Annotated in this window: 24 protein-coding genes; 15 read left to right on the top strand and 9 right to left on the bottom strand. The window is 75.1% G+C overall.

The genetic code is table 11. The features are described from left to right. Window positions 1-8: 8 nt before the first annotated feature. Window positions 9-1,277 (top strand): acyl-CoA dehydrogenase family protein, encoded by a 1,269-nt coding sequence (locus GGQ55_RS24935; protein ID WP_179721465.1) that lies wholly within the window; start codon window positions 9-11, stop codon window positions 1,275-1,277. Here GGQ55_RS24935 and GGQ55_RS24930 read toward each other — a convergent pair. Together GGQ55_RS24930 and GGQ55_RS24925 are read right to left on the bottom strand one after the other, a co-directional pair. Further along, window positions 1,262-2,590, bottom strand: coding sequence for an amidohydrolase family protein (locus tag GGQ55_RS24930; protein WP_179721463.1), 1,329 nt, complete (start codon window positions 2,588-2,590; stop codon window positions 1,262-1,264). The genes GGQ55_RS24935 and GGQ55_RS24930 overlap by 16 nt on opposite strands. Continuing rightward, on the bottom strand, window positions 2,584-3,744 hold the full coding sequence (locus tag GGQ55_RS24925) for a CoA transferase (RefSeq protein WP_218859440.1): 1,161 nt from the start codon (window positions 3,742-3,744) through the stop codon (window positions 2,584-2,586). Before GGQ55_RS24925 ends, GGQ55_RS24930 begins: the two co-directional genes overlap by 7 nt. A gap of 94 nt (window positions 3,745-3,838) precedes the next feature. Here GGQ55_RS24925 and GGQ55_RS24920 point away from each other — a divergent pair, with 94 nt between their 5' ends. From GGQ55_RS24920 to GGQ55_RS24890, 7 genes are read left to right on the top strand one after another with little or no spacing between them, the layout of a single operon-like run. Then, window positions 3,839-4,981, top strand: a complete 1,143-nt coding sequence (locus tag GGQ55_RS24920) for a thiolase family protein (protein ID WP_179721459.1) — start codon at window positions 3,839-3,841, stop codon at window positions 4,979-4,981. A 12-nt stretch (window positions 4,982-4,993) separates the two neighbouring features. Beyond that, window positions 4,994-5,305, top strand: a complete 312-nt coding sequence (locus tag GGQ55_RS24915; protein ID WP_179721457.1) for a hypothetical protein — start codon at window positions 4,994-4,996, stop codon at window positions 5,303-5,305. Between the two features lie 12 nt (window positions 5,306-5,317). After that, window positions 5,318-6,793 carry a class I adenylate-forming enzyme family protein gene (locus GGQ55_RS24910; protein WP_179721455.1) on the top strand — a complete coding sequence of 492 codons (1,476 nt, stop codon included), beginning with the start codon at window positions 5,318-5,320 and terminating at the stop codon, window positions 6,791-6,793. Window position 6,794: 1 nt separating this feature from the next. Beyond that, window positions 6,795-7,754 carry an enoyl-CoA hydratase/isomerase family protein gene (locus GGQ55_RS24905; protein WP_218859438.1) on the top strand — a complete coding sequence of 320 codons (960 nt, stop codon included), beginning with the start codon at window positions 6,795-6,797 and terminating at the stop codon, window positions 7,752-7,754. Then, on the top strand, window positions 7,751-8,473 hold the full coding sequence (npdG, locus tag GGQ55_RS24900; RefSeq protein ID WP_179721453.1) for an NADPH-dependent F420 reductase: 723 nt from the start codon (window positions 7,751-7,753) through the stop codon (window positions 8,471-8,473). Before GGQ55_RS24905 ends, npdG begins: the two co-directional genes overlap by 4 nt. 38 nt (window positions 8,474-8,511) lie before the next feature. Continuing rightward, a complete protein-coding gene (locus tag GGQ55_RS24895; protein ID WP_179721451.1) occupies window positions 8,512-9,072 on the top strand; it encodes a gluconokinase in 561 nt (186 codons plus the stop codon). Then, on the top strand, window positions 9,069-10,541 hold the full coding sequence (locus GGQ55_RS24890; RefSeq protein WP_179721449.1) for a GntP family permease: 1,473 nt from the start codon (window positions 9,069-9,071) through the stop codon (window positions 10,539-10,541). Before GGQ55_RS24895 ends, GGQ55_RS24890 begins: the two co-directional genes overlap by 4 nt. On the opposite strand, the gene GGQ55_RS24885 is transcribed toward GGQ55_RS24890, so the two are convergent. Together GGQ55_RS24885 and GGQ55_RS24880 are read right to left on the bottom strand one after the other, a co-directional pair. Then, on the bottom strand, window positions 10,538-10,999 hold the full coding sequence (locus GGQ55_RS24885; protein WP_179721447.1) for a hypothetical protein: 462 nt from the start codon (window positions 10,997-10,999) through the stop codon (window positions 10,538-10,540). The genes GGQ55_RS24890 and GGQ55_RS24885 overlap by 4 nt on opposite strands. Window positions 11,000-11,025: 26 nt before the next feature. Next, window positions 11,026-11,658, bottom strand: a complete 633-nt coding sequence (locus GGQ55_RS24880) for a class I SAM-dependent methyltransferase (protein WP_179721445.1) — start codon at window positions 11,656-11,658, stop codon at window positions 11,026-11,028. A gap of 65 nt (window positions 11,659-11,723) precedes the next feature. Between GGQ55_RS24880 and GGQ55_RS24875 the strand changes: the two genes are divergently transcribed. Next, window positions 11,724-12,443, top strand: a complete 720-nt coding sequence (locus tag GGQ55_RS24875) for a dienelactone hydrolase family protein (RefSeq protein WP_179721443.1) — start codon at window positions 11,724-11,726, stop codon at window positions 12,441-12,443. A 67-nt stretch (window positions 12,444-12,510) separates the two neighbouring features. Here the strand turns inward: GGQ55_RS24875 and GGQ55_RS24870 are convergent, their stop codons facing one another. Then, window positions 12,511-13,683, bottom strand: coding sequence for a 4-hydroxybenzoate 3-monooxygenase (locus GGQ55_RS24870; protein WP_179721440.1), 1,173 nt, complete (start codon window positions 13,681-13,683; stop codon window positions 12,511-12,513). Window positions 13,684-13,734: 51 nt separating this feature from the next. Further along, on the bottom strand, window positions 13,735-14,511 hold the full coding sequence (locus GGQ55_RS24865) for an IclR family transcriptional regulator (RefSeq protein ID WP_179721439.1): 777 nt from the start codon (window positions 14,509-14,511) through the stop codon (window positions 13,735-13,737). 83 nt (window positions 14,512-14,594) lie between these two features. On the opposite strand from GGQ55_RS24865, the gene pcaH reads away from it, so the two are divergent. From pcaH to GGQ55_RS24835, 6 genes are read left to right on the top strand one after another with little or no spacing between them, the layout of a single operon-like run. After that, window positions 14,595-15,341, top strand: coding sequence for a protocatechuate 3,4-dioxygenase subunit beta (pcaH, locus tag GGQ55_RS24860; protein WP_179721437.1), 747 nt, complete (start codon window positions 14,595-14,597; stop codon window positions 15,339-15,341). Continuing rightward, window positions 15,338-16,003, top strand: a complete 666-nt coding sequence (gene pcaG / locus GGQ55_RS24855) for a protocatechuate 3,4-dioxygenase subunit alpha (protein WP_179721434.1) — start codon at window positions 15,338-15,340, stop codon at window positions 16,001-16,003. The genes pcaH and pcaG overlap by 4 nt, the downstream gene beginning before the upstream one ends. 22 nt (window positions 16,004-16,025) lie before the next feature. Then, window positions 16,026-17,351, top strand: a complete 1,326-nt coding sequence (gene pcaB / locus GGQ55_RS24850) for a 3-carboxy-cis,cis-muconate cycloisomerase (RefSeq protein WP_179721432.1) — start codon at window positions 16,026-16,028, stop codon at window positions 17,349-17,351. After that, window positions 17,348-18,121, top strand: coding sequence for a 3-oxoadipate enol-lactonase (pcaD, locus tag GGQ55_RS24845; protein WP_179721430.1), 774 nt, complete (start codon window positions 17,348-17,350; stop codon window positions 18,119-18,121). Before pcaB ends, pcaD begins: the two co-directional genes overlap by 4 nt. Continuing rightward, entirely contained in the window at window positions 18,118-18,504 is a 387-nt protein-coding gene (pcaC, locus tag GGQ55_RS24840; RefSeq protein ID WP_179721428.1) for a 4-carboxymuconolactone decarboxylase, read from the top strand. Before pcaD ends, pcaC begins: the two co-directional genes overlap by 4 nt. Continuing rightward, window positions 18,501-19,721 carry an MFS transporter gene (locus GGQ55_RS24835; protein ID WP_179721426.1) on the top strand — a complete coding sequence of 407 codons (1,221 nt, stop codon included), beginning with the start codon at window positions 18,501-18,503 and terminating at the stop codon, window positions 19,719-19,721. The genes pcaC and GGQ55_RS24835 overlap by 4 nt, the downstream gene beginning before the upstream one ends. Here GGQ55_RS24835 and GGQ55_RS24830 read toward each other — a convergent pair. Genes GGQ55_RS24830 through GGQ55_RS24820 form a run of 3 tightly spaced genes read right to left on the bottom strand, consistent with a single transcriptional unit; the run spans window position 19,681 to window position 23,047 of the window. Continuing rightward, window positions 19,681-21,147, bottom strand: coding sequence for an aldehyde dehydrogenase family protein (locus tag GGQ55_RS24830; protein ID WP_218859437.1), 1,467 nt, complete (start codon window positions 21,145-21,147; stop codon window positions 19,681-19,683). The two genes, GGQ55_RS24835 and GGQ55_RS24830, sit on opposite strands and share 41 nt — an antisense overlap. Beyond that, window positions 21,144-22,172 carry a branched-chain amino acid ABC transporter permease gene (locus GGQ55_RS24825; RefSeq protein ID WP_179721423.1) on the bottom strand — a complete coding sequence of 343 codons (1,029 nt, stop codon included), beginning with the start codon at window positions 22,170-22,172 and terminating at the stop codon, window positions 21,144-21,146. The genes GGQ55_RS24830 and GGQ55_RS24825 overlap by 4 nt, the downstream gene beginning before the upstream one ends. Continuing rightward, window positions 22,169-23,047 carry a branched-chain amino acid ABC transporter permease gene (locus tag GGQ55_RS24820; RefSeq protein WP_179721421.1) on the bottom strand — a complete coding sequence of 293 codons (879 nt, stop codon included), beginning with the start codon at window positions 23,045-23,047 and terminating at the stop codon, window positions 22,169-22,171. Before GGQ55_RS24820 ends, GGQ55_RS24825 begins: the two co-directional genes overlap by 4 nt. Window positions 23,048-23,054: the final 7 nt, after the last annotated feature.

Below are 23,054 nucleotides of genomic sequence, written 5' to 3'. Positions count from 1 at the left end.
AGACGACGATGTGGGGCTTCGAGACCGAGCCGGAGTTCCAGCGGGAGCTGGACTGGATCGACGCGTTCGTGCGCGAGCGGGTGCAGCCGCTGGACCACCTGCTGGGCAACCAGTACGACGTCGCCGATCCGGAGTTCGTGCGGCTGGTCCGGCCGCTGCAGGCGGAGGTCAAGGCGCGGGGGCTGTGGGCCTGCCACCTCGGGCCCGAGCTGGGGGGCAAGGGCTACGGCCAGCTCAAGCTCGCGCTGATGAACGAGAAGTTCGGCATGGCCCGGTTCGGCCCGATCGTCTTCGGCGCCCAGGCGCCCGACACCGGCAACTCGGAGATCCTCGCGCACTTCGGCACGCCCGAGCAGAAGCGGAAGTACCTCGAGCCGCTGCTGGCCAACGAGGTCGTCTCCTGCTTCTCGATGACCGAGCCGCAGGGCGGCGCCGACCCCCTGGGCTTCACCACCTCCGCCGTCCTCGACGGCGACGAGTGGGTCGTCAACGGCGAGAAGTGGTTCGCCTCCGAGGCCCGGACGGCCGCCTTCTTCATCGTCATGGTGGTCACCGAGCCGCAGGCGGAGAACCCGTACCGGCGGGCGACGATGCTCCTGGTCGACGCCGGCACCCCCGGGCTGGAGATCGTCCGCGACTACGGCTTCCACGGCGAGCCCGAGCCGGCGCACGCCCATCTGCGGTTCACCGACGTCCGGGTGCCGGCGGGCAACGTGCTCGGCGGCCGCGGCGAGGCGTTCGCCGTCGCGCAGACCCGGCTCGGCGGCGGCCGGCTGCACCACGCGATGCGCACCATCGCCCAGGCCCAGCGCGCCTTCGAGATGATGTGCGAGCGGGCCGTGTCCCGGACCACGAAGGGGCAGCGGCTGGCCGACCTGCAGATGGTGCAGGAGAAGATCGCCGACAGCTGGGTGCAGCTGCGGCAGTTCCGGCTGCTGGTGCTGGAGACGGCGTGGCTGGCCGACCAGGGGCGCGACTGGCGGCAGATCCGGCTGCACGTCTCGGCGGTCAAGGCCGAGATGCCCAAGGTGCTGCACGACATCGCCGCCCGGGCCCTGCAGGTGCACGGCTCGCTGGGGCTGTCGACCGAGATGCCGTTCACCGACTGGCTGGTCAACTCCTTCCACGTCGGCCTCGCCGACGGACCCACCGAGGTGCACCAGCAGGTGGTCGCCCGCGAGCTGCTCAAGGACGTCGCGCCGGCGGAGGGGATGTTCCCCTCCTACCTCCGCGCCGAAGAGGAGCGCCGGGCCCGCGAGCTCTACGGCTCGGTGTAGACCTCCGCGCCGCCGACCCACACCGTGCGGACGGCGTCGGCGGCGGGCTGCGGGCCGTCGAGCAGGACGAGGTCGGCGACGGCGCCCGGCACGACGCGTCGGCCGCCGGTGAGCCGGTCGAGGGCCGCGGCCGGCGTCAGCCGCTCGTCCGGGCCGACGACGGCGCCCGACCGGGTGCGCCGGTCGACCGCCGCCGCCAGGACCGCCCACGGGTCGAGCGGCCCGTAGGGGGCGTCGGAGGACAGCGCGACGGCCACCCCGGCGTCGACCAGCGACCGGCAGCGGTAGAGGTCGGCGTGCTCGTCGGCGGGGACGTCGCGCAGGTAGTCGTCGCCGCGGTCGGCGAGGAAGCCGGGCTGGGTGACGACGGTGAGCCCCCGCAGCGCCGGCACGAGCTCCGCGGGGACCAGCGCGGCGTGCTCGACGCGGTCACCGGGGTGCCGCCCGGCCCTCTCCAGCGCGGCGAGCAGCAGCACGAGCGCCTCGCGGGTCACGCAGTGGACGGCGACCGCGCGGCCTGCGGCGTGCGCGGCGGCGATGCGGCCGGTGAGGTCGTCGAGGTCGGGCAGCGCGCTGTCGGCGAGCACGATCTTGAAGGGCCCGGCGGTGAGCCCGTGCGGCAGCGGCCCGTCCAGCGGAGCGCCGAGCACGGTCACCCGCTGCGGCAGGCCGGCGCCGGCGAGGGCGGCCAGCGCGGCCGGGTCGAGGTCGGGCGTCGCGTCGATCACTGCCGTTATCCCCAACTCGGCCAGCCGTCGGCCGACGGCCGCCAGATCGGGCGGCGAGGAGCGCAGCCGCCCGCGCAGCCAGGCGTCGGCCCGCCACAGCCTGCCGGTCGGCCGCCCGTCGGGACCGCGTTCGACGCCCGGCGCGTCGGCGGAGTCGAGGTCGAGGAGCCGCGCGGCGACGCCGTTGACCACCCACAGCGCGCCGCTGCGGTGCTGGACGCGCACCGGGCGCGCGGCGTGCAGCCGGTCGAGCGCGGCGGCGTCGAGGTTCCCGGCGACGGTCTCGGCGTAGCCGACGCCGCGCACCCAGCCCGCGGCATCGCCCGGGGCCGCGGCGAGCGCGGCGGCCAGCGTGGCGGTGTCCTGCACGTCCGGCGGGCCGCAGCGGACCGAGGTGAGCGCGGCGGCCAGCGCCAGCAGGTGCAGGTGCGGGTCGACGAAGCCGGGCAGCAGGGCGCCGCCGCGGGCCTCGAGCACCTCCTCGCCGGGGATCCGCTCGAGGGCCGGCGCGACCGCCGCGACCCGGTCGCCGGTGATCCGCACGTCGGCCCGGCGGCCGCGCACCTCGGCGCCGCGGATCAGCACGGCAGCCCGAGCTCGCGCAGGACGTCGGCGGTGTCGGCCCCGGCCACGGGCGCGTCGCCGGCGGGCTCGCGGCGGCGGGGCAGTGCAACGGGCAGGTCGCCGGCCGGCCAGGACGGCGTCCCGTCGAGCGTCCGTGCGACGACGTCGGTCATCGAGACGTCGTGGAGCACGCCGGAGCCGTCGGCCGGCGCGGTCGTGGCGAGCACCGCGGCGGTCAGCCCGGTCAGCGGGTCGGCGAGCGCATCGCCGCAGAACAGCGGCGTCCCGTCGGTGTCGCTCGCGACCAGCCCGGCGGCGGCCGCGACGTCGTCCCCGAAGCCGACCCGGCCCGAACCCCGGCCGGCCGCGGTGAGCGAGATCCACGTCGTCCCGGCGGCCACCGCCGCTGCGGCGTCGAGCCCCCACGCGGCCAGCGCCCGGGGGCGGGACGCCTCGACCACGACGTCGGCGGCATCGACCAGCCGGGCCAGGGCCGACCGGCCCGTCGCGCTCGCCGGGTCGAGGACGACCGACCGGGTGCCGGCGTGCAGCAGCCGGTAGAAGCCGGGGTGTCCGTAGCGGGCGCCGTCGGGGCGGCCGGGCGTCTCGACCTTCACCACGCGGGCCCCGGCGAGCGCGAGCAGCGAGGTGCACAGCGGCCCGGCCCACAGCGCGCTGAAGTCGGCGACGAGCAGCCCGGCGACCGGGCGGTGCGGCGGCTCGGGGAGGACCTGCGGCGCCCGGCGTGGGGCGACCGGCGCAGCGGCCACCCCGAGCAGTTCGGCGCGCTCGGCGAGCACCGCACCGGGGTGCTCGCGCAGCCACGCCGCGACCTCCGGCCACGGATCGCCGGGGAGCTCCCGGCCCACCAGGGCGCCGAGCAGCGCCGGGTCGTCCGGTCGCGCGCAGGAGACGGCGGCCCAGCCGTCGGCGGTGGGCAGAAGGCGGCACGACCCGCCCACCGACACCGCGCCACGGCGACGGCCGCCGGTGAAGGCGGCCCGCTCGGCGAGCAGGGCCGCGCCGTCCACCCGCACGCCGGTGCGCTCGGCGAACCGGTCGGCGAGCTCGCCGGCGACGGTGGCGGCGCGGCCGGGCGGCAGCAGCGGCGGCCCGTCGGCCCGGCCGGTCAGCGCGAGGACGCCGCTGGCCGCCCAGTCACCCGCCGTTGACACGCGGAGGACCTTACGAGGGGCTCGTGCAACCCGGGCACGACCGCGTATGGTGCGAGCCATCCGTGTGACACTGACGTCAACACCAGGAGTCGTCGTGCGCGAAGCAGTCGTCGTCGAGGCCGTCCGCACCCCCATCGGCAAGCGCAACGGTGCGCTCTCCGGTGTGCACGCCGCGGACCTGTCGGCCCTCGTGCTCACCGAGCTGGCAGATCGCACCGGCCTGGACCCGGGCATCGTCGACGACGTCGTCTGGGGCTGCGTCTCGCAGGTCGGGGACCAGTCGAGCAACATCGGCCGCTTCGCCGTCCTGGCCGCCGGCTGGCCGGAGACGGTGCCGGGCACCACGGTCAACCGCGCCTGCGGGTCGAGCCAGCAGGCGCTGGACTTCGCCGCGTGGGGCGTGATGAGCGGCCAGCAGGACGTCGTCGTCGCCGGCGGCGTCGAGACGATGAGCCGCGTGCCGCTGGGCTCGGCACGGCAGTCCGGCTTCCCGTACGGGCCAAAGGTGATGGCCCGCTACGACGACTTCCCGTTCAACCAGGGGATCGGTGCCGAGCTGATCGCGGAGAAGTGGGGCTTGTCCCGCACGCGGCTCGACGAGTTCGCCGCCCGCTCGCACGCGCTGGCCGCAGCCGCGCAGGACGCCGGTGCCTTCGACGCCCAGCTCGTGCCCGTGCCCACCGACGCGGGCACGGTGAGCGCGGACGAGGGGGTGCGGCGGGGGAGCAGCGTCGAGTCGCTCGGGGCGCTCAAGCCCTCCTTCAAGGAGGACGGCGTCATCCACGCGGGCAACGCCAGCCAGATCTCCGACGGCGCCGCGGCTCTGCTCGTGACGACCCCGGAGATCGCCCGCGAGCACGGCTGGACTCCGATCGTCCGCTACCACACGGGCGCGAGCAGCGGCGCCGACCCGATCTTCATGCTGACCGGCCCGATCCCGGCGACGGAGAAGCTGCTGCGGCGGGCCGGCGTCGGCATCGACGAGATCGGCGTCTACGAGGTCAACGAGGCCTTCGCACCGGTTCCGCTGGCGTGGCTGATCGAGACCGGCGCCGACGAGGAGAAGCTCAACCCCCTGGGTGGGGCGATCGCGCTCGGTCACCCGCTCGGCGGCTCCGGCGCGGTGCTGATGACCCGGATGGTGCACCACATGCGCGACCACGGGATCCGGTACGGCCTGCAGACGATGTGCGAGGGCGGCGGCACCGCCAACGCGACGCTCGTCGAGCTGGTCTGAGAGAGGGAGAACATGCAGCTGAAGGTGGGCCAGACGCTCGTCAGCCCGGTCGACACGGTCTCGGTGGTCGTCGTCCGCGCCCCGGCGGGCGAGGTCGAGATCACCAGCGCCGGCGTGCCGCTGTGGGACCCGAAGGGCGGCGGCAGCGCCCCCGAGGGGAGCGCCGACCCCGGCCAGCAGGAGGGCACGCAGCTGGGCAAGCGCTACGCCGACGAGGAGCTCGGCCTCGAGCTGCTGTGCGCCAAGCCCGGCACCGGCACGCTCGCCGTGGGCGGCGTGCCGCTGCCGCTCAAGGACGCCAAGCCGCTGCCCGCCTCCGACTGACGGCGGCCCGGCGTGGACCTCACCCTGCTGCTCACCATGGCCGCCGACGGGTTCGGCGACCGCGTGGTGGTCGGTCCCCGCGAGGGCGGGCTGACCGCCTCGCGGCTGCGCGAGCTCGCCGTGGGGGGCGCCGCGGCCGTGCGCGCGGCCGGTGCCGACGCTGTCGTCTACCTCGCGGTCAACGGTCCGGCGTTCCCCGTCGCGCTGTTCGCCGCGGCGTACGCCGGCGTGCCGCTGGTCCCGGTCAACTACCGGCTGGGCGCCGACCAGCTCGCGGCCCTGCTGGCCCGCCACCCGCGGGCGCTGGTGATCGGCGACGACGCCCTGTCCGCGGACGCCTGGCTGGCCCTGGCCGCCGAGCACGCCGGCGAGGCGGTGGCCGACGTGCAGGCGGTGCCCACCGACGGCCCGGCGGTGGTCATCTACACGAGCGGGACGACGTCGGCGCCCAAGGGTGTGCTGCTGCGGCACGAGAACCTGGTGTCCTACGTGCTGGGCACGGTGGAGTTCGCCGCGGCCGACCCGGACGACGCCGCGCTGATGAGCGTGCCGCCGTACCACATCGCCGCGGTGTCGAACACGCTGACGAACCTGTTCGCCGGCCGCCGCACGCTGGTGCTGGAGACGTTCACGGCCGAGGGCTGGCTCGAACTGGTGCGCCGGGAGGGCGTCACCTCGGCCATGGTCGTGCCGACCATGCTGGCCCGGGTCCTCGACGCCGATGCGGACAGGTCCGTGCCGTCGCTGCGGTCGCTGGCCTACGGCGGGGCGAAGATGCCGCCGCGGGTGATCGAGCGGGCCTTGGTGGAGTGGCCGCACGTCGACTTCGTCAACGCCTACGGGCTGACCGAGACCAGCTCGACGGTCACCGTCCTCGGCCCGGAGGAGCACCGGGCCGCGGTGGCCTCCGACGACCCGGCGGTCCGAGCCCGGCTGGGCTCGGCCGGACGGGCAGTGCCCGGGATCGAGATCGAGGTCCGCGACGACGTGGGTGCGGTGCTGCCCGCCGGGGCCAGCGGGCTGATCTGGGTGCGCGGCGAGCAGGTCTCCGGCGAGTACGCGGGGTCCGGGCCGGAGGTCGACGACCGCGGCTTCTTCTGCACCCGCGACCAGGGCCGGCTCGACGGCGACGGCTACCTGTTCGTCGAGGGCCGGGTCGACGACACGATCATCCGGGGCGCGGAGAACATCGCCCCCGCCGAGATCGAGGACGTGCTGCTGCGCCATCCCGACGTCACCGACGCCGCGGTGGTCGGGGTGCCGGACGAGGAGTGGGGCCAGCGCATCGAGGCCGCCGTCGTCGTCCGGCCGGGCAGCCCGCTGGCACCGGAGGAGCTGCGCGCCTTCGCCCGCGGGTCGCTGCGGGGCTCGCGGACCCCTGACCGGATCGCCTTCTGGGACGAGCTGCCGCGCACCGTGACCGGCAAGCTGCTGCGCCGCGAGGTCGTCGCGGCGCTGGGCGATCGTCAGCCGGCCGGAGCCGCCTGAGGTGCTGCGCGAGCCCGTGGCCTTCGTGCCGTCGGACGCCGGCCCGGGCGAGGTGGCGGCCGCCCACCGGGACGCCGGTGTGGTCGTCGGCGTCTGCCGCGGGACGGCCGCCGAGCCCGCGACGCTCCGCGCCGTCGACCTGACGCTGGCGTCGCGTCCCGCGCCGCGGACGGCGGTCGCGGTGCCCGACGTCGACGCCGCGTGCGAGGCCCTGGCCGCGCGCGTGGCCGCGTTCCCGCAGGCGGCCGCCGTGCTCGCCGGGCTGCTGCGGTGGAGCGGGTCGCTGCCCGTCCCCGCCGCCCTGGAGGCGGAGTCGCTGGCCTACTCGACGCTGCTGGCCGGTCCGGAGTTCGCCGGCTGGCTGGCCGGGCGCGGACCGCGCCCCGAGCCGCCGCACGTCGCCGACCCCGTGCTGCTCGCCCGGGTGGACGGCGAGCTGCGGATCACGCTGAACCGGCCGCAGCGGCGCAACGCCTACGGGCGGCAGCTGCGGGACGCGCTGGTCGACGGGCTCGCGATCGCGGAGCTGGACCCGAGCGTGGAGCGGGTCGTGCTCGACGGCGCCGGTCCCGACTTCTGCTCCGGCGGCGATCTGGACGAGTTCGGGACGGCGGCCGACCCGGTCACCGCCCACCTGGTCCGCACCCGGGCCGGCGCCGCGGCTGTGCTGGCCCGGCTCTCGCCGCGGATCGAGGCGCGGCTGCACGGCCGCTGCATCGGCGCCGGGGTCGAGCTGCCCGCATGGGCGGGACGGGTGGTCGCGGCACCCGGCACGGAGTTCGCGCTGCCCGAGCTGGCGATGGGGCTGCTGCCCGGAGCCGGCGGCACGGTCAGCCTGCCGCGGCGGATCGGCCGCTGGCGCACGCTCTGGCTCGCGCTCACGGGGACCCCGCTCGACGTGGTCACCGCCCGGGAGTGGGGGCTGGTGGACGAGATCACCGACTTCGAGGAGCTCAGATGACGACGACGCAGTCCGCACCGGCCCGCCCGGCCCCCGACGTCTCCCGCCTGGTGGTCGGGGTGCTGGGCGGCACCGGTCCGCAGGGGAGGGGGCTGGCGGTGCGGCTGGCCGCGGCCGGCCAGCGGGTGCTGCTCGGCTCCCGGGACGCCGAGCGCGCCTCGGCGGTGGCCGGCGAGGTGGCGGAGCGCGCCGGGGGAGCGGCGGCACCGGGGGTCGAGGTGTCGGTGACCGGCGGGGGCAACGCCGACGTCGCCGGCGCGGCGGACCTGGTGATCGTCGCGGTGCCGTACGACGGGCACGCCGAGCTGCTGGCCGGGCTGGTCGAACCCCTCGCGGGCAAGGTCGTGGTGGACTGCGTCGTCCCGATGGGCTGGGACGAGAAGGGTGCCTACGTCCTCGCGGTCCCCGAGGGGTCGGCGGCCCTGCAGGCGGCGGCCCTGCTCCCGGACTCGCACGTGGTCGGGGCGTTCCACCACCTGTCGGCGCGCCTGCTCGAGGACCTGTCGCACCCCGAGATGGACGGCGACGTGATGGTGGTCGGCGACGACCGGGCGTCCACGGACCTGGTCCAGGCGCTGGCCGGGCGGTTGCCGGGCATGCGCGGGATCTACGCCGGGCGGCTGCGCAACGCCGCCGCGGTCGAGGCGCTGACGATCAACCTCGTGTCGGTGAACCGCCGCTACAAGGCCCACGCCGGCGTCCGCATCACCGACGTCTGAAGTCGCCCCCCGCGACCGGCGGGCTTAGCGTCGGGATCATGGCCGAGCAGACCGGGCCCCGCACGACGACGATCGTCGTCATGGGCGTCTCCGGCGCCGGGAAGTCGACCGTCGCCGCCGAGCTGGTGTCCCGCCTCGGCTGGGACTTCGCCGAGGGCGACGAGTTCCACCCGCCGGAGAACGTCGAGAAGATGCGCGCCGGCATCCCGCTGGACGACGACGACCGCTGGCCCTGGCTGCGCCGGCTGGCGGCCTGGATCGGGGAGCACGAGGCCGCGGGGACCAACGCCGTCGTCACCTGCTCGGCGCTCAAGCGGGCCTACCGCGACCTGCTGTGCGACGGCCACCCGTCGGTCTGGTTCGCCCACGTCCAGGCGGCCTCGGAGCTGATCCGCGACCGGGTCGAGCACCGCTCGGGCCACTACATGCCGGCCTCGCTGCTGGACAGCCAGCTCGCGACCCTCGAACCGCTGCAGGACGACGAGCCGGGCGCGGTCATCTCGGGGGTCGACCCGGCGGCGCAGGTCGCCGACCACGTGCTCACCGCGCTCAGCAAGGAGCGATCCCTCGACCTCCGGACCCAGGAGGACACGCCATGACGGTCCTGGCCGCCATCGATCACACCGACAACAGCACGCAGCTGGTGCTCGCCGCGCTGCTCGGCATCGCCACCGTCGTCGTGCTGATCGTCTGGCTGAAGGTCCACCCGTTCGTCTCGCTCATCCTCGGCTCGGCGGTGCTGGGCGTGGTGGCGGGCGTGAGCGCCCTGGACATCGTCACCAGCTTCACCACAGGGCTCGGCGCGACCACCGGCAGCGTCGGGTTGCTCATCGCGCTGGGCGCGATGATCGGTGGGCTGCTGACCCACTCCGGGGGCGCCGACGGGATCGTGAACCGGATCGTCGACCGGGTCAGCCCCCGTGCGCTGCCGTGGGCCATGGGGGGCGTCGCCGCGCTGATCGGCATCCCGCTGTTCTTCGAGATCGGCGTCGTCCTGCTCATCCCCGTCGTGCTGCTCGTGGCCCGCCGCGCCGACCAGCCGGTGCTGCGCGTGGGCATCCCGGCGCTGGCCGGGCTCTCGGTCCTGCACGGGTTCGTCCCACCGCACCCCGGGCCGCTCGTGGCGATCGCCAACCTGCACGCCGACCTGGGCCTGGTGCTGATCTTCGGCCTGATCGTGGCGATCCCGGCGGTGATCATCGCCGGACCGGTGTTCGGCTCGTTCATCTCGCAGCGGGTCGCCATCGCCCACCCCGCGCCCCTGGTGGCCGCTGGGGTGGGCGGCCGGGAGACCGGGAGCACCGGATCGGCGGGCCTCGGCCCCGACGAGGACGACCGCAGAGACCTGGTGCAGCCGGTCGCCGACTCGCCCGACCTCACCGACGAGCACCCCAGGCGGCAGCCGTCGTTCGGCGCGACCGTCTTCACGATCCTGCTGCCGATCGTGCTCATGCTGATCCGCGCGATCGTCGAGCTCACCGTCGACGACCCCGAGAACGGCCTGCAGAAGGTCACCGACGTGCTGGGCACCCCGTCGGTGGCGCTGCTCATCGGGCTGATCGTGGCCATGTTCACGCTCGGGACGGCGGTCGGCTTCGGCCGGGAGCGGATCTCCGCCATCACCGGCGGGGCGCTGCCCGCGATCGCCGGCATCCTGCTCATCGTGGCCGCCGGCGGCGGGTTCAAGCAGCTGCTCGTCGATTCCGGGGTGGGCGACCTCATCGCGAAGTGGGCGGAAGGCTCCCACTTCTCCCCGCTCGTGCTGGGCTGGCTGGTCGCCGTCGGCATCCGGCTGGCCACCGGCTCGGCGACCGTCGCGACGATCACCGCGGCCGGCATCGTCGCCCCGCTCGCCGAGGGCCTCGACCGGCCCACCGTCGCGCTTCTCGCCCTCGCCGTCGGCGCCGGTTCGCTGTTCTTCTCGCACGTCAACGACGCGGGCTTCTGGCTGGTCAAGGAGTACTTCGGGATGACGGTGGGGGAGACGATCAAGAGCTGGTCGGTGATGGAGACGATCATCTCCGTCGTCGGCCTGCTCGGGGTGCTGCTGCTGTCGGTGTTCTTCTAGCTCGCGGCGTCGCCGTCCGGCCGGGGCTCGTCCTCCGGCCGGGTCGGGCGGCGGCGCAGCAGGCCGGCCATCGAGCCGGTGACCGTGCCCATCCGCTCCTGCGCCTGGCGCAGCCCGTGGATGAGCGGCATGAGGTCGTCGTGGATGCGCCGCAGCGTGTCCGGCACGGTGTCGACGGCGGGGTCGTCGAGCACGCGGCCGACCCGCTCCAGGCCCGGCTTGAGCGCCCGCACCGGCTCCTCGAGCTCCTCGACCAGGGCCTCCAGCCGCTCGGCCGTGCGCTGCGCCGAGGCGACGGTGTCCTTGGCGGTGTTGGTCGCCTCGGTCAGCTGCCGGACCGTGCCCTGCAGGTCGGCGAGGGTGCGCGGCAGCTGCGCCAGCGCTTCGGTCTGCTGCTGCAGCAGCGTCAGCAGGTCGGTCAGGCCCGGGATGCGCCCGAGGTTGCGGAAGGGGTCCACGTCGCCACCGTCGGGGACGGCGGCGTTCACCGCAAGACGGCCGACACCCGGTGGGCCAGGCCGCCGACCCCGGCCTGGTCGGCCTCGGTGATCGTGAAGCCGGCCGCCTCGGCCAGCGGAACGGGCACGCGCAGCAGGTCGTCGGACTGCCAGCGCTTCGCGAACGGGTTGATCAGCCGCTGGACCGCCCGGATCCACCACGTCCGCGCCGGCCCGTGCTCCACCAGCACCAGCCGGCCGCCCGGCACGAGCACCCGCCGCGCCTCCCGCAGCACGGCGGCCGGATCGGCGACGGTGCACAGCGAGTACGTGGCGACGACGCAGTCGACCGAGGAGTCGGGCAGGTCGAGGTGCTCGACGTCCCCCTGCCGGACCTCGGCGCGGTCGAGGCCCTGGTCGGCGATCCGCGCCCGGGCGCGCACCAGCATCTGCTCGGACAGGTCGATCCCCAGCACGTGCGAGACGGCGTCGGGGTAGCGCGGCAGGTTCAGGCCGGTGCCGACGGCGAGCTCGAGCACCCGGCCGTGCGCCCGCGAGGTGGCCCAGCCGCGCTGGTCGCCGAGCAGCCGCCGCTCGACGTCGGCGACCGACCGGTCGTAGTCGGCGGCGTGCGTGTCGAAGTAGCGCCGCGCGCGGGCGGTGGTCAGCTGCGGACCCATGGCGGTCACGGTCCCGGGAGGGCGACGACGCGCGCAACCCCTCCGCGGCTGGTAGGACGGCGGTCATGCCGCCCACCAGGATCCCCGGCGCCACCACCGCTCCCGAGCTCGACGGCTACCTCGCCGTCCCGCCGGTCGGGGAGGGGCCGTGGCCCGGCGTGGTCGTCGTCCACGAGGTGTTCGGGCTCACCGACGACACCCGCCAGCAGGCCGACCGGCTGGCCGCCGCGGGCTACCTCGCCGTCGCCCCGAACCTGTTCACCGCCGGCGGCGCGCTGCGCTGCATGCGCTCGACGTTCGGCTCGCTGATGCGCGCGGCGGGGCCGCCGTTCGACGACCTGGAGGCGGTCCGCTCGTGGCTGGCCGACCGGCCGGACTGCACCGGGCGGGTCGGCATCATCGGCTTCTGCATGGGAGGCGGGTTCGCGCTGCTGGCCGCGCCGAAGGGATTCGACGCCTCCGCGCCCAACTACGGGCCGCTGCCGAAGGCCGACCTGGAGGAGGTGCTGCGTGGCGCCTGCCCGGTGGTTGCCAGCTACGGCGGCCGCGACCGCGGGCTGCCCGGCGCCGCGGCGAAGGTCGAGCGGGTGCTCACCGACCTCGGCGTCGAGCACGACGTCAAGGAGTACCCCGAGGCCGGGCACTCGTTCCTCAACCGGCACAACACCGGCCCGTTCGGCGTCCTGGAGAAGGTGGCCGGGCTGGCCTACCACCACCCGTCGGCCGAGGACGCCTGGGCGCGCATCCTCACCTTCTTCGACCGCCACCTCCGGGCGGCTGCCTGAGGCATGGGAAGCGATACGTGCGTTTCCGGGCGGAAAACGCATGTATGGCTTCCCATGCCTGGGTCGCCTAGGACTCGATCGGCAGACCGGTGTAGTTCTCGGCCAGCTCGCGGGCGGCGGCCTCGGAGTCGTGGATCCGGCGCAGCTGCGACAGCTGCAGCTGCGCGTCGAAGTCGTCGCCGGAGCGGTGCATCATCGAGGTCATGAACCAGGAGAAGTGGGTGCACCGCCACACCCGCTCCAGCGCCTTGTCGGAGTAGACGTCGACCAGGTCGCTCTGCTTCTCGTGCAGCAGCCGGACCAGCGCGCCCGCCAGCCGGGTGACGTCGGCGACGGCGAGGTTGAGGCCCTTCGCGCCGGTCGGCGGCACGATGTGCGCGGCGTCGCCGGCGAGGAACAGCCGGCCGCGGCGCATCGGCGCGGAGACGAACGAGCGCATCGGCAGGATCGACTTGTCGGTGACCCGGCCGCGGTTGACCGACCAGCCCTCGTGCGCGAAGCGGGTGTCGAGGGCGTCCCAGATCCGCTCGTCGGACCAGTTCTCGATCTTCTCGCTCGGGTCGACCTGGATGTAGAGCCGCGACACCGACGGCGAGCGCATCGAGTACAGCGCGAAGCCCTCGGGGTGCCACGAGTAGATGAGCTCGTCGGTGGCCGGGGCGGCGTCGGCCAGGATCCCCAGCCAGGCGTAGGGGTAGGTGCGCTCCCACAGCTGCCCCCGGGCGCCGGCGGTGACCACCGGCCGGGAGACGCCGTGGAAGCCGTCGCAGCCGGCGATCACGTCGCACTCGAGCACCTGCGGGTTGCCCTCGGCGTCGGTGAACCGGATCCGCGGCGACTCCCCGTCGACCTCCTCAGGGACGACGTCGGAGACCTCGAACAGCAGCGGCGGGCCGCCGTCCAGCTGGGTGGTGATGAGGTCCTTGACCACCTCGGTCTGCCCGTAGACCCAGACCGTGCGCCCGCACAGCTCCTTGAAGTCCAGCGCGAACCGGGTGCCCGGGTACTGCAGGTAGATCCCGCGGTGCTCCAGGCCCTCGCGCTGAAGGCGGTCGCCGACGCCGGCCTCGATCAGCGTGTCGACCGAGTGCTGCTCGAGGATGCCGGCGCGGATCCGCCCCTCGACGTACTCCCGCGACCGGTTCTCCAGCACCACGGAGTCGATGCCCTGCAACGTCAGCAGCCGCGACAGCAGCAGGCCGGCCGGGCCGGCACCGATGATCCCCACCTGAGTACGCACGGCGTCGAGTGTGACGGCCGCGACGCCGTCCGGCCTAGACGAGACTTCCGCTCAGCGGAAAGCCTCTGCCCGGGCCAGCTCGCGGCTGATGCCGCGCGCGGCCACCTCCAGCACCGGCACCAGCCGGGCGACGTCGCGCCGGTGGGAGGGGACGACGATCCCGAGCGCACCGGCGACGACCGGCCCGCCCCCGCGCTCCACCGCTATCGGGACGGCGACCGAGATCGTGCCCAGCGACATCTCCTCCGCGGTGCGCGCGAACCCGCGGCGGCGGATCTCACCGAGCTCGCGGCGCAGCCGCACCGGGTCGACGACGGTGTGCCGGGTCTCGCGGGTCAGCGTGCGGAAGACCTCGTCGCAGACCTCGTCGGGCGCCGCCGCGAGCAGCACCTTGCCCACGCCGGTGGCGTGCAGCGGCAGCCGGCTGCCGACCTGGCTGACCACCGGCACCGACTCGCGGCCGGAGATGCGCTCCACGTACAGCGCCCGCGTGCCCTCCCGGACGGCGAGGTGCACGGTGTCGCGGGTGGCCGTGTGCACGTCGAGCAGGAAGGGCGCGGCGACCTGGCGCAGCTCGAGCTGCACGGGGGCGAGCAGGCCGAGGTCCCACAGCTTGCGGCCGATCTCGTAGCGCCCGTCGGCCCGCCGGGTCAGCGCGCCCCACGCGGTCAGCTCGGCGAGCAGCCGGTGCACCGTCGTGAGCGGCATCCCGCTGCGGTCGGCGATCTCCGACAGCGACAGCCGGGGGGCCCGGACGTCGAACGCGTCCAGGACGGCGAGGGCGCGGGAGGTGACCGAACGCCCCGGGGTGGTGCTGCGCCCCGCCATGCCTTCCCTCCGCCGTCCCACCGCTTCCGTCCATCGGAAGCCTTCTCTTGGGCAGCGTACGGCCGGGCCGTACCTTTCCCGCTATGACCGGCACCACTTCGGCGAGCGGGCTCATCCTGCCGCGCTACCTCCGCGAACCCGCTGAGAAGCGGACCCCCGTCGGGTTCCCCAACTACCGGAGCACGGCGCTGCGCGCGCCGCTGCGGACGCCGGTCGACCTGCCGCAGCGGCTGACCGAGGTCACCGGCCCGGTGCTCGGCGAGGACCGCGTGCTCCCGCACGACGCGGACCTCACCCTGCGCAACGGCGGCGAGGCCGTCGGCCAGCGGATCCTCGTCTACGGCCGGGTGCTCGACAGCGACGGCCGCCCGGTGCCCGACGCGCTGGTCGAGGTCTGGCAGGCCAACGCCTCCGGCCGCTACCGGCACGTCGTCGACACCTTCCCCGGGCCCCTCGACCCGCACTTCGACGGGCTCGGCCGCGTGGTCACCGACAGCCTCGGGCGCTACGAGTTCATGACGATCAAGCCCGGCGCCTACCCCTGGGGCAACCACCACAACGCGTGGCGGCCGGCGCACATCCACTTCAGCCTGTTCGGCCGGGCCTTCACCCAGCGGCTGGTCACCCAGATGTACTTCCCGGGCGACCCGCTGTTCGGCCAGGACCCGATCTACCAGGCCATCCCCGACGAGGCGCGCGACCGCACGGTCAGCCGGTTCTCCCTCGAGCGGACCCAGGACAACTGGGCGCTGGCCTTCGAGTGGAACATCGTGCTCCGCGGCCGCGAGCAGACCCCGTTCGAGACCGACGACGACGGAGACGTGGCATGAGCGCCCCCAACCCCCTCGACGTCCCGGACGTCACCGAGCCGTACCAGCCCCGCTCCGGGCAGCGCGGCAGCGGCTTCCTCACCGACCTGTTCCAGCTCGGCACCACCCCGAGCGCGACCGTCGGCCCGTACCTCGCGATCGGCCTGACCTGGGAGGACGGCGTCTGGGCCGCCGCCGAGGTCACCGAGGGCGGCTTCTGGATCCGCGGCCAGGTGTTCGACGGCGCCGGCCAGGTCGTCCCCGACGCGATGATCGAGACCTGGCAGGCCGACCCGGACGGCGGCTTCGCCTCGCCCGAGGACCCGCGCGGGCAGGCGACCTACCCCGGGTTCCGCGGCTACGCCCGTGCCTCGACGATCACCGGCGAGTACGAGGTCTTCACCCTCAAGCCGGGCCGGGTCCCGGACGGAGAGGGCGGTCTGCAGGCGCCGCACATCGACGTCTCGGTGTTCGCCCGCGGCATCCTCGACCGCGTCGTCACCCGGATCTACTTCGCCGACGAGGCCGACGCCAACGCCGAGGACGCCGTCCTGCGCGGGCTCTCCGACGAGCAGCGCCGCACGCTGATCGCGGAGAAGACCGACGACGGGTACCGGTTCGACGTCCACCTGCAGGCCTGCACGGACAAGGGCATGGACGAGACCGTGTTCTTCGCGGTCTGACCGGCTCCGGTAGGAAGGGCGCGTGACCGACCTCTTCGCCGGGACCTTCGCGCGCGGGGGAGCGGCCGGTGCCGTCTCCTCCTCGGCCTGGTTCGACGCGCTGCTCGACGTCGAGGCCGCCCTGGCCCGCGCCGCCGCCCGGGTCGGGCTGGTCCCGTCCGAGGCGGCCGACGCGGTGACGCGGGCCTGCGCCGAGCCGGCCGCGCTCGACCTGGCCGCCGTGGTGGCCAGGGCCGCCGACGCGGGCAACCCGGTCCCGCCGCTGGTGCGCGTGCTGCAGGCGGCCGTGGGGGAGCGGGCCGCGGTCGCCGTGCACGTGGGCGCGACCAGCCAGGACGTGCTCGACACCGCGCTGGTGCTGCTGGCCCGCCGGGCGCTGGGCGCGATCGACGCCGACCTCGCCGCCGCGGCGGCTGCTGCTGCCCGGCTGGCCGAGGCGCACCGGGACGACGTCGTCATGGGCCGCACGCTTCTGCAGCAGGGCCTGCCGACGACGTTCGGGCTCAAGGCCGCGGTCTGGCTCTCCGGCCTGGACGGCGCCCGCGCCCGGCTGCGCGCCGTCGACGCCGCCCTGCCGGTGCAGTACGGCGGCGCTGTGGGCACCCTCGCCGCGAGCGGCGGCCGCGGGCTCGAGCTGCGGGAGGCGCTCGCCGCCGAGCTGGGCCTGACCACGACCGCCGTCCCCTGGCACACCGTGCGGCTGCCGATCGCCGACCTCGCGGGGGCGCTCGGCGCGGCCGCCGGGGCGGTGGCCACCGTCGCGGTCGACGTCGTCCTCATGGCCCAGACCGAGGTCGGCGAGCTGGCCGAGGTCGCCCCCGGCCGCGGCGGCTCCTCGGCGATGCCGCACAAGAACAACCCGGTCGCCGCGATCTCCGCGCGGGCCTGCGCCCGCCGCGCGCCCGGCCTGGCCGCCGGCCTGCTCGCCGCCATGGAGCAGGAGCACGAGCGGGCCGCCGGCGCCTGGCACAGCGAGTGGCCGACGCTGACCGATCTGCTCACCGCCGTCGGCTCGGCCGCGGCCTGGCTGGCCGAGAGCCTGGCCGTGCTGCGGGTCGACGCCGACCGGATGGCCGCCACGGTCGCCGAGGCCGCCGAGCCGGCCCTCGCGCAGCGGGTCACCGAGTCGCTCGGCGACACCCTCGGCCGGGCCGCCGCGCACGAGGCGGTCGCCGACGCGGCCCGCCGCGCCCGGGAGGCCGGCCTGCCGCTCGCGGCGGTCCTGGCCGAGCGCGGCGACGTCGACCCCGTGCTGCTCGACGCGGCCGGGCCGGACGTCGGCGAGGCCGGCCGGCAGGTCGACGCCGTGCTCGCCGACCACAAGGCCTTCGTGGAGGAGAACCCGTGACCGCAGTCGAGGTGGACGCGAGCGTCGCCGGGCCGGAGGACGCGCCGGTCGTCGTCCTGGCCAACTCCCTGGGTGCCGCGCGCGGCATGTGGGACCCGCAGGTGCCGGCGCTGGCCGAGCGCTACCGGGTGGTCACCTACGACATGCGCGGGCACGGCGCCTCGCCCGCGCCCGCCGGCCCGTACGCGCTCGACGACCTGGTCGACGACCTCGTCGCGCTCCTCGACCGGCTCGGCGCCGGGCGGGCGCACGTCGCCGGGCTCTCCCTGGGCGGCATGGTCGGCCTGCGGCTGGCCGCCCGCGAGCCGGCCCGCGTGCACCGGCTCGCCGTCCTGTGCACCTCGGCGAAGACCGAGCCGCAGGGCTTCCTCGACCGCGCCGCCGCCGTCCGGGCGAACGGCACCGCGCCGATCGCCCCGGCCGTGGTCAGCCGCTGGCTGACCCCGCCCTACGCCGCCGAGCACCCCGACCTGGTCGCCCGCCTCGAGGCGATGATCGCCGGCTGCGACGACGAGGGCTACGCCGCCTGCGCGGAGGTGGTCGCCGGCATCGACCTGCGCGGGGACCTCGGCCGGATCACCGCGCCGACGCTGGTGATCTCCGGCGCCGACGACCAGGCGCTGCCGCCGGCGCACCAGCAGGCGATCGCCGAGCGCATCGCGGGGGCGGAACTGCGGAGCGTCACCCCCGCCGCGCACCTGGCCAACCTGGAACGGACCCTCGAGGTCACCGACGGGCTGCTCGCCCACTTCGACGGGAGCGCCCGATGACCACCGATGACGACCGGCACGACGCCGGCATGCGCACCCGCCGCGAGGTGCTGGGCGACGCGTGGGTCGACCGCGCGGTCGCGAACACCACGCCGTTCACGGCCGACTTCCAGGACTTCATCACCCGCACGGCCTGGGGCGACATCTGGCAGCGCCCCGGGCTGGCCCGGCGCGAGCGCAGCATCGCCACCCTGTCGATCACCATCGCCCTGCGGCACTGGGACGAGTTCGCGCTGCACGTGCGCGCGGCCAAGAACAACGGCCTGTCCGACGAGGAGATCGCCGAGGTCATCCAGCACGCGGCGGTCTACGCCGGGGTGCCGGCCGCCAACCACGCCTTCAAGGTCGCGGGGCCCATCCTCGAGGAGCTGCGCGCCGGATGAACCCGGCCCCTCCGCGGGCCACGGGGATGCTGCTGGCGGGCGTGCTGCTCGCCGGCCTGAACCTGCGCCTGTCCATCGCCGCCGTCTCGCCCGTCCTGCCCGAGATCCGGGCCGACCTCCACCTGTCCGCGACGGTGGCCGGCCTGCTCACCACGCTGCCCGTGCTCTGCTTCGCCGGCTTCGCCCCGGTCGCCGCCTGGTTCGGCCGCCGGGTGGGCGCCGAACGGGCGATCCTGCTCGGCCTGGTCCTGCTCGGCGCCGCCACCGCGCTGCGGGTGCTCGACGGCGCGCCCGTCCTGCTCGCCGGGACGGTGCTGCTCGGCGCCGCGATGGCGGTGGGCAACGTGCTGCTGCCGGCGGTGGTCAAGCGCGACTTCGGTCCGCGCGCCGGCACCGTGACCGGCCTGTACACGGCCACGTTCACCGTGGGCGCCGCGGCCACCGCCGCGCTGACCGCGCCGCTGGCGGCCGTGTGGGGGTGGCGCGCCGCCCTGGGCTGCTGGGCCGTGCTCGCCGTCGTCGCCGTCGTCGTCTGGGCGCTGGCCACCCGCGGTGACCGCGGGGTGCCCGGCGCGCGGGCGGCCGGACCGAGCGGCGGGCCGCGGGTGTGGCGCAGCGGCCTGGCCTGGGCGGTGAGCACCGCGCTGATGCTGCAGACGGGGCTGTACTACGCGGTCACCGCCTGGCTGCCGAGCCTCCTGGTCGACGAGCTCGGTCGCGGCGGCGCCGCGGCCGGGGCGAGCGCGGGCTCGCTGTTCCAGAGCCTGGGCATCCCGGGCACGCTGATCGTCCCGCTCGTGGTGCGCCGCAGCACGAGCCAGCGGGGCCTCGGCCTGGTCGTCGCCGCCGGCTGGGCCGTGCTGGTCGTCGGTCTGCTCGTCGCGCCCGCGGCGTGGCCGGTGTGGGCGGTGGTCGGCGGGATCGCTCAGGGAGCCGGGCTGGCGCTGGCCTTCACGCTCGTCGTCCTGCGCTCGGCCGACGAGGAGCAGGCCCGCCAGCTGTCTGGCATGGGCCAGCTGGTCGGGTACGGCGGCGGCGCGCTCGCCCCGCTGGCCGTCGGTGCGCTCTACGCGGTCGGCGGGTCGTGGACGCTGCCGCTGGGGTTCCTCGTCGTCCTGGTCGTCGTCCAGGCAGCCGTGCTGTTCCGGGCCGGCCGGCCGGGAACGCTGGCCCCGCTCAGCGAGCGAACGGGTCCCGAGGCGTCGCCCGGCTCGTGACCAGCTGCACCTCGGTGAAGTCGTCCCGGCCCGGACCGGTGCCGAACCGGCCCCAGCCGGAGTCGAGCGAGCCGCCGAAGGGCATGTGCGGCTGGTCGTTCACGGGGGAGTCGTTGACGTGCACCATCCCGGCCGTCAGCCGCCGGGCCAGCCGCAGGCCGCGTCCCTCGTCGCCGGTGATGACGCCGGTCGACAGCGCCCAGGGCGAGTCGTTGGCCCGCTCCACCGCGGCGTCGGCGTCGGGCACCCGCTCGACGATCGCGACCGGGCCGAAGGTCTCCTCCAGCGCCAGCTCGCAGTCGGCCGGGACGTCGGTGAGCACGGTCGCGGGGTAGCACGGGCCCTGCGCGCGCCCGCCGGCGAGCACGGTGGCCCCGCGGTCGACGGCCTCCTGCACCCGCCGCTCGATCAGCCGCAGCGCCCACTCGTTGATCAGCGGGCCGATCTCCACGCCCGGCTCGCGCGGGTCGCCGACCGGCAGCCGTTCGGCCCGTGCGACGAACTCCTCGGTGAACGCGTCGGCCACCTGCTCCTCGACGAAGATCCGCCGCGAGCACATGCACACCTGGCCCTGGTGCACGAACGAGCCGTACGCCGCCGAGCGGGCGGCCGCGGGTACGTCGGCGTCGGCCAGCACCAGCAGCGGGTTGAACCCCGACAGCTGAAGCAGCAGCGGCTTGAGGTGCCGGCCGGCGTTCTCGGCCAGCCGGCGGCCGGTCACCGTCGACCCGGTGAAGTTCAGCCGGCGCACCCGCGGGTCGCCGACCAGCACGTCGGCGATGCCGCCGGCCTCACCGGGCGCGTGGGGGACGACGTTGAGGACGCCGGGCGGCAGACCGGCCTCGGCCAGGATCTCGGCGAAGAGCAGACCGCCGGACCACGGCGACTCCTCCGAGGGCTTGAGCACCACGCAGTTGCCGACGGCGATCGGGACCGCGAGCGCCCGCGCGGACAGGCTGACCGCGGCGTTCCACGGCGTGATCGAGCCGACGACGCCGACCGGGCGCCGGCGGGCCAGCGCGTGCGTGCCCGGCAGGTCGGAGGCCAGCGCGTCGCCGACCGGCGCGTAGGCCAGGGCCGCCGCCTGCCGGAACAGGGTCGCGGCGAACTCGACCTGCACGCCGGCGAACGAGGCGCCGCAGCCGGTCTCGACCGCGAGCAGGTCGCGGATCTCCCCGGCCCGGCGCTGCATCAGGTCGGCCGCGGTGAGGAACACCCGCTGCCGCTGCGCGGGGGTGGACTCCGACCAGGCGGGGAAGGCCCGGGCCGCCGCGTCGACCGCCTCGACGGCGTCGTCGGCGTCCCCGGCCGCCACGGTCACGACCACGCCGTCGTCCCACGGGTTGAAGTCGGGGAACGTGCGCCCGTTGAGCGCGTCGACCCACTTGCCGTCGACGAACATGCGCAGCCCGGGTGCCTCGGTCACGACTTATTGGACCTCAACCGGTATCCGATCGGCAGCAGCGGTCCCGGCAGCCGGTCGCCGATCAGGCTCCACAGCCCGCGCGGCAGGAAGAGCGCGAAGCCGATCGCCACCAGGCCCAGGCCGATCAGGTACCAGGCGCCGAGGTCGGCGAACTCGTTCTGGGCGACGAAGAAGACCAGCGCGCCGAGGATCGGTCCCTCGAAGCTGCCGAGCCCGCCGACCAGCACCATGAAGATCATGAAGGCGGTGTACTGGACGCCGAAGATCGACTGCGGCTGGATGAACAGGGTGTTGGCCAGGGTCAGCGCCCCGGCCGCGCCGCAGCCCACGCCGGCGAGCACGAAGAGGATCAGCTTGAGCGGCCGGGTGCGCACGCCGACCGAGGCCGCGGCGCCCTCGTCGTCCCGGATGGCCTGCAGCGCGGCGCCGGTGCGGCGGCGCAGCAGCAGCAGGACCGCGCCGAGCAGCACGACGGTGAAGGCCAGGGTGATCCAGTACGTGTAGGCCCGCCGGTCGGCGACCGGGTAGACGTTGAGCGCCCGCAGCGAGACGCCGGTGCCGCCGCCGAGGCTGGCCTGCATGAGGATGATCAGCCCGATCGTCTCGGCGACCACCCAGGTGGCGATCGCGAAGACCCCGCCGCGCAGCCGCAGCAGCAGCGGCGAGACCACCAGCGCGAGGACACCCGAGGCCAGCGCCGCGATCACGATGGACAGGTACGGCTCGACGTCCCGCTGGGTCAGGAAGATGACCGCGTAGGCGCCGAACCCGATGTAGGCCTGCTGGCCGACGCTGACCAGCCCGCCGTAGCCGGCCAGCGCGTTCCACATCGACGCGAGGATCACCAGGATCAGGAACGACGTCGTCTGCTGGATGACGACGGGGATGAACGCGATCGGGACGAACGCCAGCACGACCAGGACGGCGAGGAAGCCCAGCGAGCCCAGCCACGAGGTGAGGCTGGAGCGGCTGACCCGGTAGCCGGTGCCGGTCGCCGGCCGCTGCGCCCGCTCGGTGGTGCTCATGCGCGCACCCCGCCCAGGTCGAGGGACCGGCCGCGGGGGGTGGCGAGGATGAGCAGGAACACCAGGTGCCCGGCCAGGATCGACCACTGCGGGTCGAACTGCGCGCCCACCGTCTGCGCGACACCGAGCACGATGCCGCCGCCGAGGGTGCCCCAGAGCGACCCGAGGCCGCCGATCACGACCGCCTCGAAGGCGAAGATCAGCTGGGTGGGGCCGCTGGCCGCGGAGAAGGTGGACCGCAGCGCCAGGAACATCCCCGCGAGGGTCGCCGTCGCCACCGCGATCGCCGTGGCACGGGCGTACACCGACGACGACGGCACGCCGACCAGGCCCGCCGTGTCGGCGTCCTGGGCGGTGGCTCGCATCTCGCGGCCGACGCCGGTGCGGCGCAGCACCAGCTGCAGCCCGCCGAGGACGGCGACCGCGGTGGCGAGCACGACCACCCCGAGCACCGGGACCGACAGCTGGTCGGTGATCGTCCAGCTGGCGTGCGCGATCGGGCCGGCCTGCCCGCCGAGCGAGCGGACGTCGGCGGAGAACACCTGCAGCAGCCCGTTCTGGATCACGATGGACAGGCCGAACGTGGCCAGCAGCGGGATCAGCGGGCCGCCGCGCAGGGCGCGGGTGAGCATCGTCTTCTGCAGCACGTAACCCAGCACCAGCATGACCACCAGCGTCGGGATCAGCGCGAGGAACGGGCTGATGCCGAACGAGGTGCTGATCTGCCAGATGAGGAAGGCGCCGAGGACGGCGATGTCGCCGTGCGCGAGGTTGATGATCCGCATGACGCCGAACAGCAGCGACAGCCCGCAGGCGAACAGCGCGTAGAGGCCGCCGAGGAAGACCCCCTGCAGGACCGCGTTCACCCAGGTCACCGGCGGG

Source organism: Petropleomorpha daqingensis (assembly GCF_013408985.1).
GTDB classification, from domain to species: domain Bacteria; phylum Actinomycetota; class Actinomycetes; order Mycobacteriales; family Geodermatophilaceae; genus Petropleomorpha; species Petropleomorpha daqingensis.
The sequence above is the reverse complement of the archived record's forward strand: the minus strand, read 5'-3'. Positions and strand labels throughout refer to the sequence as shown.